Origin of the sequence: Bartonella sp. AA89HNZF, from assembly GCF_042196905.1 — a bacterium.
In the GTDB taxonomy this organism is placed as follows: Bacteria; Pseudomonadota; Alphaproteobacteria; order Rhizobiales; family Rhizobiaceae; genus Bartonella.
Genome location: NZ_JBHIRD010000002.1, coordinates 224,406 through 236,786, shown reverse-complemented (window position 1 = coordinate 236,786; position 12,381 = coordinate 224,406). Strand labels below are relative to the sequence as shown.

The 12,381-nt window shown below is 37.7% G+C and carries 11 protein-coding genes; 3 read left to right on the top strand and 8 right to left on the bottom strand.

From position 1 onward, the window contains the following. Positions 1-63: 63 nt before the first annotated feature. From pssA to cysS, 5 genes are all read right to left on the bottom strand, one after another. A complete protein-coding gene (gene pssA / locus ACFIN0_RS01955; protein WP_375610158.1) occupies positions 64-903 on the bottom strand; it encodes a CDP-diacylglycerol--serine O-phosphatidyltransferase in 840 nt (279 codons plus the stop codon). 8 nt (positions 904-911) lie between these two features. Beyond that, positions 912-1,610, bottom strand: a complete 699-nt coding sequence (locus ACFIN0_RS01950; protein WP_375701802.1) for a phosphatidylserine decarboxylase — start codon at positions 1,608-1,610, stop codon at positions 912-914. 117 nt (positions 1,611-1,727) lie between these two features. Further along, positions 1,728-3,611 carry an ABCB family ABC transporter ATP-binding protein/permease gene (locus ACFIN0_RS01945; RefSeq protein WP_375610156.1) on the bottom strand — a complete coding sequence of 628 codons (1,884 nt, stop codon included), beginning with the start codon at positions 3,609-3,611 and terminating at the stop codon, positions 1,728-1,730. 116 nt (positions 3,612-3,727) lie between these two features. After that, positions 3,728-4,399 (bottom strand): DUF421 domain-containing protein, encoded by a 672-nt coding sequence (locus tag ACFIN0_RS01940; protein ID WP_375609162.1) that lies wholly within the window; start codon positions 4,397-4,399, stop codon positions 3,728-3,730. 40 nt (positions 4,400-4,439) lie between these two features. Further along, positions 4,440-5,948, bottom strand: a complete 1,509-nt coding sequence (gene cysS / locus ACFIN0_RS01935) for a cysteine--tRNA ligase (RefSeq protein ID WP_375610155.1) — start codon at positions 5,946-5,948, stop codon at positions 4,440-4,442. Positions 5,949-6,440: 492 nt separating this feature from the next. Between cysS and ACFIN0_RS01930 the strand changes: the two genes are divergently transcribed. Further along, entirely contained in the window at positions 6,441-6,809 is a 369-nt protein-coding gene (locus ACFIN0_RS01930) for a TIGR02301 family protein (RefSeq protein WP_375701801.1), read from the top strand. 419 nt (positions 6,810-7,228) lie between these two features. Here the strand turns inward: ACFIN0_RS01930 and ACFIN0_RS01925 are convergent, their stop codons facing one another. Next, a complete protein-coding gene (locus ACFIN0_RS01925; protein WP_375606300.1) occupies positions 7,229-8,557 on the bottom strand; it encodes a dihydroorotase in 1,329 nt (442 codons plus the stop codon). Positions 8,558-8,621: 64 nt separating this feature from the next. On the opposite strand from ACFIN0_RS01925, the gene ACFIN0_RS01920 reads away from it, so the two are divergent. Together ACFIN0_RS01920 and ACFIN0_RS01915 are read left to right on the top strand one after the other, a co-directional pair. Beyond that, positions 8,622-9,494 carry a YgfZ/GcvT domain-containing protein gene (locus ACFIN0_RS01920; protein WP_375701800.1) on the top strand — a complete coding sequence of 291 codons (873 nt, stop codon included), beginning with the start codon at positions 8,622-8,624 and terminating at the stop codon, positions 9,492-9,494. Next, positions 9,487-10,104 (top strand): YfbR-like 5'-deoxynucleotidase, encoded by a 618-nt coding sequence (locus tag ACFIN0_RS01915; protein ID WP_375606302.1) that lies wholly within the window; start codon positions 9,487-9,489, stop codon positions 10,102-10,104. The genes ACFIN0_RS01920 and ACFIN0_RS01915 overlap by 8 nt, the downstream gene beginning before the upstream one ends. Positions 10,105-10,695: 591 nt before the next feature. Here ACFIN0_RS01915 and panB read toward each other — a convergent pair. Together panB and panC are read right to left on the bottom strand one after the other, a co-directional pair. Then, a complete protein-coding gene (panB, locus tag ACFIN0_RS01910; protein WP_375701799.1) occupies positions 10,696-11,511 on the bottom strand; it encodes a 3-methyl-2-oxobutanoate hydroxymethyltransferase in 816 nt (271 codons plus the stop codon). After that, positions 11,508-12,368 carry a pantoate--beta-alanine ligase gene (gene panC, locus ACFIN0_RS01905; protein ID WP_375701798.1) on the bottom strand — a complete coding sequence of 287 codons (861 nt, stop codon included), beginning with the start codon at positions 12,366-12,368 and terminating at the stop codon, positions 11,508-11,510. Before panC ends, panB begins: the two co-directional genes overlap by 4 nt. Positions 12,369-12,381: the final 13 nt, after the last annotated feature.

Below are 12,381 nucleotides of genomic sequence, written 5' to 3'. Positions count from 1 at the left end.
ATGAGAAGTAAATCTTTTGACTCTCTCTTTTTCCTGTGCTTCTCAACAGAAGAATGAGACACTTTATGATTCTTGGATAGCTTTAGCATCAGTCTTTTTCTCTTCTAAAGTAGCACGTTTATTATAAGCGATAAAACTACAGGGGAGAAAAATCATATAGCTAACCGCTGTAATCAATAAAGTTTTCCATGTGTAAGTCGCAAGAAAACCGACATAAATAACAATGACCAACATGCACGGTATAACGATATCGCGCCTTAAATTTTGATCAATTGTTTTTGCATTCCATACTGGTAAACGACTAATCAAAAGAAAAGCAATAATTACAGTATAAAGACTAAAAAATAATGCCCACCCCCAATTGGGAACCAAACCAAGAGTGCCTAAATAAGTAGGCAATAAAAGCAATAATGCTCCTGCTGGTGCTGGAACACCAACAAAATAACTTTTCTGCCACTTAGGTATATTGGGATTATCTAACATCACATTAAAACGTGCTAATCGCAAACAACAAGCAACACAATAAACAAGGGCAGCAACCCACCCAATATGATTCGCTTGATTCAAGATAAAAGAATAAACAATGAGTGCAGGGGTAACACCAAAATTTATAACATCAGCAAGAGAATCCATCTGTGCCCCAAAAGATGAACTACCATCTATTAAACGGGCAATGCGACCATCAGCACCATCTAAAACTGCGGCCAGAAGCACCATTAAAATAGCAGCTTCATAGCGATGTTCAAAAGCCAAACGAATGCTGCTCATCCCTGCACAAATGGCTAAAATAGTAATGATATTAGGAATGACATACCGCATTGATGTAGGTGAACGCCGCCGATTTGCAACATCATCATGCTGCCCCTCAGGATTGAATGAAGAAAATGGCGAAAAATTTTTCATTGTGAGTCCTAATCGTATCTGAAGTCCGTTGTGGCACTCTTATCATCAAAAGAACCCAAAACCGTTTCTCCAGCAATTGCTGTCTGTCCAACTGCAACACGCAATTTCATTTCAGTCGGTATATAAGTATCAAGGCGAGAACCAAAACGAATCAATCCAAATCGCTCACCAGTCATAACGGCATCGTTTTCTTTTGACCAGCAAACAATCCGGCGCGCAACCATTCCCGCTATTTGTACGATACCAATTTTACCATGTTTGCTATCAATTACCACCCCATTACGCTCATTAAACTGACTAGCTTTATCAAAGTCAGCATTGGTAAATCGACCTGGATGATAAACGATAGACTCTACTGTACCACTGATAGGAATACGATTAATATGGCATGAAAAAACATCCATAAAAATAGAAATACGGATCATTTCATCTTTCCCTAAACCTAATTCTTCAGGTGGAACACATGATTCCACACATGAAATACGCCCATCAGCAGGCGACATCACCCAATTTGAATTCAAAGGGATCACACGATCTGGATCACGGAAAAAGTATATACACCACACCGTGAGAACGAGACCAAACCAAAAAAACGGACTCCATATCCAACCAAGAATGAGCGAAATAACAAAAAACGCTACAATAAAAGGATAACCTTCTTTATGAACCGGTACAAAGCTATTATGGAAAGATTGCAGAATACTCATATAATTTCCTATTCATCGTAAACTTAAACAAGCAACAAAGCTTTTTGTTCCTCTTGTGTCTTTTTATGTATTTAATCAATCACTCCATATAAAGATATAGATTACATTTTGCTCTATTTATTTTTTACGATTAACAACACTCGTCTCATCTTCTTCACGCATTTTACGTAATTTTTCTTCAGCTTGCGATGCTTCAAGCTGCTTATTCCACATTGAAGCATAGAGACCTTTCTTGCGTAAAAGCTCTGTATGTGTCCCATTTTCAATAATACGACCACTTTTAAGAACCAAAATTTCATCAGCATTGATAACCGTAGAAAGACGGTGAGCAATAATCAATGTTGTACGTCCACGGCTTACAATATCCAATGCTTGTTGAATTTCCTGTTCTGTCGCCGTATCAAGAGCCGCTGTTGCTTCATCTAGAATAAGAAGTGGGGGGGCTTTTAAGAGTGTCCGTGCAATAGCCACACGTTGTTTTTCACCACCTGATAATTTGAGACCACGCTCTCCTACCATAGATTGAAAACCTTCTGGTAATATCTCAATAAATTTTGAGATCTGTGCCATTTCAGCAGCTTTGCGCATCTCTTCATCTGTAGCACTTGGACGCCCATAGCAAATATTATAGGCAATTGTATCATTAAATAACACCGTATCTTGTGGTACCATGCCTATCGCTTCGCGCAAACTTTTTTGTGTTACATCACGAATATCCTGCCCGTCAATTGTAATAGAGCCCGAATCAACATCATAAAACCGAAAAAGCAACCGAGAAATAGTTGATTTCCCTGCACCCGATGGACCAACAATAGCGACTGTTTTTCCTCCAGAGACTTCAAAATCAATATCTCGAAGAATCTGACGCGTCGAATCATAGGAAAACTTTACCTGATGAAAACGAATGGTTCCATCGCTTATCTCTAACGGTTTGGCGTCCGATTTATCAACAATCTCCTGTTGAACATCTAAAAGATCAAACATCGCTTCAATATCCGTTAAACCTTGCCGAACATCACGATAAATTGAACCAATAAAATTCAGTGGAATAGAAAGTTGCATTAAAAGTGCATTAATAAAAACAAAGTCTCCTAAAGTTTGTGTCTTATAATAAACTTCATAAGCTGACATCAGCATTATGATCGTCATTCCAATACCAAAGATAAGAGCCTGACCAAAATTAAGCCAGCTTAACGATGTCCAAATCTTTGTTGCGGCTTTTTCATAACATACCATAGAAGCATTGAAACGATCAGCTTCTAGAGTTTCATTGCTAAAATACTTGACCGTTTCAAAATTCAAGAGAGAATCAACAGCGCGCGTATTCGCCTCAGTATCCGCTGTATTCATTTGTTGCCGAATACGAATGCGCCAATCACTCGCCTTAATGGTAAACAAGGTATATAACCCAACCGTTACAACAACGATGAGAAGATAATACCACCCATAACTTATGTAAAATACAAGTGCTGTTAATATAAATTCTAAAACTGTCGGTATTGTATTGAGAATTGAAAATCTTACGATAGCTTCAATTCCTTTTGTACCACGCTCAATCACGCGAGAAAGCCCACCAGTTCGGCGTTCCAAATGAAATCGCAAAGATAATTCATGAATATGTACAAAGGTTTTATAAGCTAATTGACGAACAGCATATTGACCAACAGTGGCAAAAAGAGAATCGCGTAATTGATTTAATCCAGCCTGCATAATACGTGCAACATTGTACGCCAAAACGAGCATGATGGGAATAATCCAATTGGATGGAAACCATTCAGGTAACTGAAAGCTGGCATCAAGCACATTCGTAGAATATTTAAAGAAATACGGTACAGATATGAGAACGAACTTGGCCAAAACAAGATAAAATATTGCCCATAGCACACGCATTTTTAGATCACGCCGATCTACTGGCCACATATAAGGCCATAAATTGTAAAGTGTGCGCAGAGTTTTCCCCGTATCTGATGATACAGTTTTTGTTATTTCATCACGTTTCATAAAGCCCTTACTTCTCTATCATCCACACGAAAAAGGCAAAACACCCCCCTGTGGTTGTTTATAGGTTCATCTCTTCATTATGCTTCCAATAAGCTATACCTACTCGTTGTTTGAAGTTAGACTGTTTTTGAAAGAGGAACAAGAAATAATCCACTATATAATTTATTATTTGGGTCTGTATTCTCATACCACTCTGCTGCAAATAAACTTTCAACTTTTACATGCTTTTTTTTCAGTTCTGCATGAAGCCACTTTTTTGTTTTACCAATCTCTTTCAGCCCCTTATCAAGAATTTCGCCATTTTGTATTAAAATGATAGACTTCTTTCCTTCTTCCTTTTTAATAACGGAACAATCGCCATTGGTTTCTAAACGAACGAAAGCAGCTTCGTGTAAACTACAGCCTTTAATACGCAACATTGTAATCAGATCATTCACACTGATACCTAAGTTTTTAATCTTATCCACTTGAAATACTCCGTCTAAAACCAATGCAATATGACGTCCTGCAATGAGACGACGAAAAAAAACTGAATAGCGCATCAGAAAATTAAGAGTTGTGACCAAAGTCTGCCAAATAAATAAGACGATCAATAATTGAATACTGCTAACATCCGGACTATAAATAACGCCTCCAATGATACTTCCCATCACAAAATTACTTACCAAATCAACTGGCGTCATTTGACTAAGACTACCACGACCTGTGGTTCTTAAAATCAAGAGGAAAGCGATAAGGCCTACAACTAATTTTAGTGCGACATACCCATAATGATATAAAAATTCCATCATATTCTCCTTTTTCATGAGAGCTGCTGGAATAGAGACATTAGTGTCGCTTTATTTCCCACACGGTTATGCGCTTACCACTCTGCGGATCCTTACTATCTTTTAAAAGAACCCCCTCAGCTGCAAGCTCATCACGAATTATATCCGCAGCTTCCCACTCTTTATTATGGATAAGCTGTAGTCTTTCGGCAATGCGCTGATCAATAAATTTTGAATCAAGAAAAGTTTTTCTTGTAAATAATGGGCAGTCTATTTCTTTAATCCATTCTTTTCGTAACAGTCCTAATAAATTCATCCCATTAACAAGAGCCAAAGCATCTCCTTCTTTATAAAATTTTCGCAAAAGAGTCAGTGCTTTTGGAGTATTAAGATCATCACTAAGTGCATCTATCAAAGTATCATCAACTACTTCATTGTTTTTCATCTCACTCTTTTTGCTGCGAAGCAATTCATACCAACGATACAGTTCGCTGCTCGATTGTATTAAACGCTGTGCTGTCCAATTTAATGGTTCACGATAATGTGTTTGCAACATCGAAAAACGCGCAGACAAACCAGCCCAATTTTGCTTCATTTCATCGGATAAAATACCATTAAACTCCAAAAAATTATTCTCTAAAACAGAACGAATAGTTATGAAATTGCCAAAGCTTTTCGACATCTTTTTACCTTCAACTTGTAAAAAGCCGTTATGCATCCAAAAATTAGCCATTCGCTCCGTCCCAAAAGCTGAACAACTTTGTGCAATCTCATTTTCATGATGAGGAAAAATTAAATCAAGTCCACCACCATGGATATCAAAAATATTGGCGGTCGGATCATCACAAGTTAAACCACCACCATAGGGCGCTAATAACTTTGCCATTGACATTGCAGAACATTCAATATGCCAACCTGGACGACCTAAAACAGGAATTCCGCCCGGTGATTTCCAACCTGGTTCTCCTTCCTCAGAAGGCTTCCATAAAACAAAATCCATCTCTTCCCTTTTATAAGCAGCAACATCAATACGTGCCCCCGCCCTCATTTCATCTAAAGAACGATTTGCAAATGCCCCATAATGGGGAGGATTTTTTATACTACTTACAGAAAATAATATATGATTTTCCGCTTCATAAGCGTGCCCCTTTTCAAGCAACCTTTCAATTAAAGAGCGCATCTCCTCTAAATGCTCGGTTGCGCGCGGCTGACTGGTTGGCAATAGACAACCAAGTGCTATTGTATCTTGTTGAAACTGAGAATATGTACGTTCTGTTAAGTGACGAATAGCCTCATTCAATGATACGTTTGGATATTCGCTAGCTGCTCGTGCATTAATTTTATCATCGACATCTGTAATATTACGTGCATATAGAACATGCTCATTGCCATAAACATGACGCAATAAGCGAAATAAAATATCAAAAACAATAACAGGACGTGCATTTCCTATATGCGCATAATCATAAATTGTCGGTCCACAAACATAAAGGCGTACTCTTGTCGCATCTATTGGTGTAAATTTTTCTTTTTTACGTGTTAGCGTATTATAAAATCGCAACTCTTTCATTTATTGACTCCATGGACGATATTATGCACCGATCCTTTTAGATGTATCTTATCTCAAATCATTGTATTACGCGGTTTAAGCTAAAAACTTGTATCTTATAGTAAATTCTTCTTATCATTTTCCCATTGTATTCACGGCTGTATCCATCATTGATCGTAAAAACAATCTATTTTATTTGATTAGACAAAAACATTCTGTAGATAGAGATTTTTTCTCTCCTTGAAGAAAACGAGCTTTAAAAAATTCTATAGGCGTTACACTATAAATTTATGTGAAAAATAGATTGCAGGAAGCAAATCTTAAATTTTTCACTACAAAAAACTCCGTCAGTATTTTCAATATTTCATTATGGTTTCCTTACTGTCTCTTACGCCCTATATTTTATAAGTAAGTGAGAATAATGTAACAATTAACCCTATTTTTTGACATCGTTTTCATGACACAATTATTTTATTTGTACAGAGTTTTATTCCAAGGAAAACAATAACAATAATGCGTAATAGATTGATGAACATCATTATTTTAATATTCATTGTAAGTTCAATGCCAACCTTTGCGCAACAATCTCCACCTTATGAGAAAAAATTACTCCGACTAGCGGAAATTTTGGGATCTCTGCATTCTCTTCAAAATCTTTGCGAGACTCCAACAAACCAATGGTATGACTACATGAACGCATTGATTGAAGCAGAAAAGCCTATCCCACAAAGACGCGCTTATTTTTATGAAGCGTTTAATGAAGCATACCGTGCTTTCTCAGAAAATTATCATCATTGTACACAAGCAGCAATTGAAGCCAATCAAAGATACGTTGAGGAAGGAAGAACTTTATCCGAAAAACTCCTCATGCATTATAAATAATTAATCTATACAAAAAATATCTTCTTCAATTTCAGCAATATCAACCATGTTCTCTCACAAATGAGGGGAGCTGTAAACCTACTCTGAAAATAGAGAAATTTTTGAAAAATAATTCCTCGACACGTTTTTATTCTTGTGAGCGTCTTTCCCCTGAACAAAATCGCTCTTTGGCTTCCTGCCTACCCTCAGAGCTTGTTTATCAATAGGTTGGGTTCTTGTTGAACAGATTCTTCTTGACTTCTCACCCATGTTATTACTTAAACTAAAAGTACTAAAGGCTTGACAAACAAGTCTAAAAATATTCACCATACACTTAAAAAAATACTTATGTGCCAAGGAAGCTAGCATGCCTTATATCACCGCTCTAAAAGGCGATGTTTTATGGCATAATAAAATAAAACCTATAAAGTTTAATCTATTTACACCAAAGTTTCTATAAATTTAACAGGCTCTCCTTGTGAAGAAGTAACAATTTCACCTTCCCACATCACACGCATACCACGGATAATGGTCCCAACAGGCCAACCTTTAACCTTTTTACCATCATAAGGTGTCCAACCGGCACGCGAACCAATTAAGCCATTCGTAATAATTTCTTCTCGCTTAAGATCAACAATTGTTAAATCAGCATCGTATCCAACAGCAAGGCGTCCTTTACAGCTTATACCAAAAATACGACTAGGGCCATGTGACGTGAGATCAACAAAACGCTCAAGAGATATCTTTCCTGCATTCACATGTGTCAACATAATTGCTGCTGTTGTTTGCACCCCTGTCATTCCTGAAGGTGAAGAAGGATAAGATTGAAGCTTTTCTTCCAAAGTATGAGGCGCATGATCTGAGCCTAAAACATCAATAATCCCCTGTTGAACACCGTACCAAAGAGCTTCACGGTGGCGCGGCTCACGAATAGGCGGATTCATCTGAATTAATGTACCAAATTGCTTATAATCATCAGCCGTGAGCGTCAAATGGTGTTGTGTCACTTCAATTGTTGCAACATCCTTATGTTTTTTTAGAAAATCAATTTCTTCTTCTGTCGAAAGATGTAACACATGAATCCGAGCCTTCGTCTCATGAGCAATTTTTACCAAACGCTGCGTACATTTTAATGCCGCAACTTCATCACGCCAAATCGGATGTGATGATGCATCCCCTTCAATACGCAGTATTTTACGCTCTTTGAGCCTCGCCTCATCTTCAGAATGAAAAGCCGCACGACGGCGTATATTCTTCAAAATAAGGCGTACACTTTCATCATCATCGACCAAAAGATCACCCGTAGAAGACCCCATAAAGACTTTAATTCCAGCTGCACCAGGAAGTCTTTCTAATTCAGACAATTCATGAGCATTTTCACGCGTTCCTCCAACCCAAAATGCAAAATCACAATGCATTCGATGAAATGCGCGTTTAACCTTATCGCTTAATGTAGCTTCTGATGTTGTCAATGGATTGGTATTAGGCATTTCAAAAACTGCTGTCACCCCCCCTAACACAGCAGAATACGAGCCACTTTCCAAATCCTCCTTATATTCATTACCTGGCTCGCGAAAATGTACTTGGCTATCAATAATTCCCGGTAAAATATGAAGCCCCGTACAATCAATCACCTCACCTGCCGATGCACATGTAAGGTCGCCAATTTCAGCAATACGGCCATTTGTAACACCAATATCACGCTTGCTTCTTCCATCATGATTCACAAGTGTTGCACCTTTAAAAATTGTATCAAATGTTTTAAACATAGCCACGCTCCTTACATATTCCTCTCTTATCGATTATGTAACTTTGAGCAGAAAGGCAAGAACCATGATTGAAAAACAAAATGCCATTTGCTTAAAAAATCGCGCAATTATTCAAATTACAGGCGAAGAAGCAACAGATTTTCTGCAATCCCTAATCACAACAGATGTAAAAAAAATCAACCCGCAAGAAATTTTCCCTGGAGCCCTCTTATCCCCTCAAGGAAAGGTTCTTGCTGATTTTCTTATTGGCAAAAAAGAAGATGGTTATTTGATTGATATTATCATGCCTTTAGCTGATATACTCTACAAGCGTCTGTTGCTTTATAAACTGCGTAAAAAAATAGAAATTACACAACCATTCCAAGAAGTTGTTACAGTTTCTTGGAAAAATGAATCAGATACTTTAAATTTTGATTCAAGTTTTGTTGATAAACGATTCCCAGAAAAAGAAAAAATAATACGAATCTATGGCAAAACATCTTTTTTGGCTTCAGAATATCATAACATGTGGAATCAATTGCGTATCCGTTATGCAATTGCAGAAAGTGGTCAAGATTATGAAGTTGGTAAAGTCTTTCCTCATGATATTAATTACGATCAAATAAATGGACTTGCATTCAACAAAGGGTGTTATATTGGACAAGAAGTTGTTTCACGAATGCACCACCGCCAAGCAGCACGTCGCCGTATTTTAATTGTAAAAGGCCAGCATGAATTGTCCCCTCAATCTAGCATTGAAGCAGGAACAAAAGTATTTGGATCCTTGGGAACATGTGTAGACAATGAAGCTCTTGCTTTACTGCGTATTGACCACGTAAAAGATGCTATGGATCATAACATCCCCTTTACTGTAAAAAACATTCCTGTCACTATAAGCATTGCTGAAAATATGAATTTTACCTTTCCTGAAAATACTGTAGAAAATACGCATGGCTAAAGCTGAATTATTAAAAAATGGAGAAGCACGTGCTTGGCAAAGAATGCTTTCTGGAAGGCGACTTGATCTTCTCAACCCTTCTCCTTTTGATGTTGAAATTGAAGATATTGCCCATGGACTTGCTCGTGTAGCACGTTGGAACGGTCAAACACGAGGAGAACACGCCTATTCTGTTGCACAACACTCACTTTTGGTTGAACAAATATTTCAAAAACTTTTTCCACAATCGGGAAGCAATGAATGTCTTTATGCCCTTCTTCATGATGCTCCAGAATATGTCATCGGCGATATGATTTCCCCTTTTAAAGCTGTCATAGGAAAACAATATGAACGCGTTGAAAAGCGCATCCAAGATGCTATCCACATGCGCTTTTCTCTTCCCGTTGATCTTTCTCAAAAACTTTTAAAAAAAATTAAACAAGCCGACCGTATCGCTGCATATTATGAATCGATTACGCTTGCTGGATTTAATACAGAAGAAGCCCTTCGCTATTTTGGCTCTCCCAATAATATTTTACCCGATGATCTGAATTTATCCTCCTATTCTACCCAACACATTGAAAACGCATTTTTAACGCGCTTTAATGACTTGGATGTCCAAAGATTATAGCCCCTTCGCATTGTTGATTCCTTGTCATTACAGACTCATCACACTGACTTATAATAATAATTCATTGTTTTTTCATTTTGAATGAGAGCTCCTAATATCGTAAGCTTCACTCATTTCAAATCTGTTTATATTGGATCAATCAAAATCATTCTCTTGCACACCACAAGCGGGGCTGGCGTGTGAGTAAAATTTTTTAAAGAAAGAGTTAAAATGCTTCTTATGAACCATCTCAAGTGCTAAGCGCTGTCGCAGCATTGAAAATTGGAAAAGTGTGTGATGATACCGGCTTGCTCTCTTATGAAGCGTAAAGACGGGAGTACTCTATAAATTTTATACACTTCATAAGGGACTTACCACTATACTATTCACGAACGCCGTCGCGAAATAGGTTGGGTACCTTAAGAAAGCTTTCTTTAAAAAAGCATGTGAATTAGCGACCCAATGGCGTTCTGTTTTGCATGAGAGGCGTGACTTCATTAAAGAAATGGAAAAAATCACAGTTCAAATTGCATACAAAATATATTAAAAATGCACATTCATTATCAAAATAACAAATGTTCTCTTGTCAAACCTTTCATCTTAAACTGAAGTTTATTTTAGTTTATAAACTTCATTATCCGCTGGGAAAGCACGAGATGTGACATCCTCTGCATAATTCTTTATTGCAGTTTCCATGGCTTGTTCAAGGTCTCCATAACGGCGTACAAATTTTGGCACATGAGAACCATAGCCCAACATATCTTCCATAACCAATACTTGCCCATCACATTGATTGGACGCCCCTATACCGATCGTAGGGATAGAAAGCTTATCTGTCAGTTTCACCGCTAAAGGTTCAACCATTGCTTCTAAAACAACAGCAAAAGCACCTGCCTCTTCAATCGCTGCTCCATCTGCTTCAATTCTTTGCCAATCATTCTCCTTGCGTCCTTGTGTTTTAAAACCACCAAAACGATTCATTGCTTGGGGTGTAAGACCGATATGCCCCATCACTGGAATGCCACGTTTACACAAAAAATCTATTGTTTCGGCTATATAAACGCCACCTTCAAGCTTAACTGCACCACACCCCGTTTGTGCAAGAATGCGCGATGCATTTAAAAAAGCTTGCTCTGGACTTTCCTCATAAGACCCAAAAGGCATATCAATAACAACAAGAGCTTTTTGAGATCCACGCACCACGGCTTTCCCGTGTGAAATCATCATATCTAAATTAACAGGAAGCGTTGTCTCAAACCCATATACAACCATGCCAACACTATCACCAACCAAAAGGATATCGCAATATGGATCAGCAATCCGTGCAGTATAAGCTTGATAAGCTGTTAAAGAAACAATTGGCTGTTGTCCCTTTCTTGCACGTATTTCGGAAGATGTCATACGCTTTACGGTTTTATGTACACTCATTTTCCATCCTTCTCTTGCAATATATATTGATCAATAAGTCTTACCTCACCAAAGCGGACAGTAAGGAGTAAAACCGCCGGTTTATTCAATGTTCCTTTGATCACGCATAAAGTTTCCATATCCCGTAAATCTATTGCTTCAATGATTGCACGCGTTTCTTGTTGTAAAATATCACGAACAGTTTTGCATAATTTATCAACCGACCGTTCACCTTCATGGTAAAGCTTTTCAGCAGCTTTTCCACTTTTAGGAATAATTTTGGCAGCTTTACGATCTTCTAATGTTAAAAACTGATTGCGTGAAGAGTGCGCAACTCCATCTGCTTCACGTAAAATAGGAACTCCAACAATCTCAATAGGAAAAGCCAAATCTTCAACCATACGCCGAATAATTAAAATTTGTTGAAAATCCTTTTCCCCAAAAAAAGCCTTATCTGGTTGGACAATGTTAAAAAGCTTAGCAACAACACTCGTTACACCACAAAAATGCCCTGGACGTAATTTTCCTATCAAAATACGTGATAATTTTTCCACCTTCACAATTGTATCATTTCCCAGTGGCCACATTTCATCGACAGAAGGAGCAAAAACACATTCAACACCTGCTTCTTTTAACAAAGCACAATCGCCCTTCAAATCTCTTGGATATTGAGAAAAATCTTCATGAGGTCCAAATTGCTTTGGATTGACAAAAATAGAAACCACTACGCGATCACACATTGCTCTTGCATACTGTACTAATGCAAGATGACCATCATGCAATGCCCCCATTGTTGGAACAAAACCAATCGAAAAACCTAAACGTCGTTCCTCTGAAGTATATTGGCGAACTTCAGCAATTGTCTTTAAAATTCTCATTTTCCCATTCAAT

Excerpts from the sequence above, each read along its gene's own strand:
- pssA (WP_375610158.1), bottom strand. The coding sequence starts at position 903 with ATGAAAAATTTTTCGCCATTTTCTTCATTCAATCCTGAGGGGCAGCAT.
- ACFIN0_RS01950 (WP_375701802.1), bottom strand. The coding sequence starts at position 1,610 with ATGAGTATTCTGCAATCTTTCCATAATAGCTTTGTACCGGTTCATAAA.
- ACFIN0_RS01945 (WP_375610156.1), bottom strand. The coding sequence starts at position 3,611 with ATGAAACGTGATGAAATAACAAAAACTGTATCATCAGATACGGGGAAA.
- ACFIN0_RS01940 (WP_375609162.1), bottom strand. The coding sequence starts at position 4,399 with ATGGAATTTTTATATCATTATGGGTATGTCGCACTAAAATTAGTTGTA.
- cysS (WP_375610155.1), bottom strand. The coding sequence starts at position 5,948 with ATGAAAGAGTTGCGATTTTATAATACGCTAACACGTAAAAAAGAAAAA.
- ACFIN0_RS01930 (WP_375701801.1), top strand. The coding sequence starts at position 6,441 with ATGCGTAATAGATTGATGAACATCATTATTTTAATATTCATTGTAAGT.
- ACFIN0_RS01925 (WP_375606300.1), bottom strand. The coding sequence starts at position 8,557 with ATGTTTAAAACATTTGATACAATTTTTAAAGGTGCAACACTTGTGAAT.
- ACFIN0_RS01920 (WP_375701800.1), top strand. The coding sequence starts at position 8,622 with ATGATTGAAAAACAAAATGCCATTTGCTTAAAAAATCGCGCAATTATT.
- ACFIN0_RS01915 (WP_375606302.1), top strand. The coding sequence starts at position 9,487 with ATGGCTAAAGCTGAATTATTAAAAAATGGAGAAGCACGTGCTTGGCAA.
- panB (WP_375701799.1), bottom strand. The coding sequence starts at position 11,511 with ATGAGTGTACATAAAACCGTAAAGCGTATGACATCTTCCGAAATACGT.
- panC (WP_375701798.1), bottom strand. The coding sequence starts at position 12,368 with ATGAGAATTTTAAAGACAATTGCTGAAGTTCGCCAATATACTTCAGAG.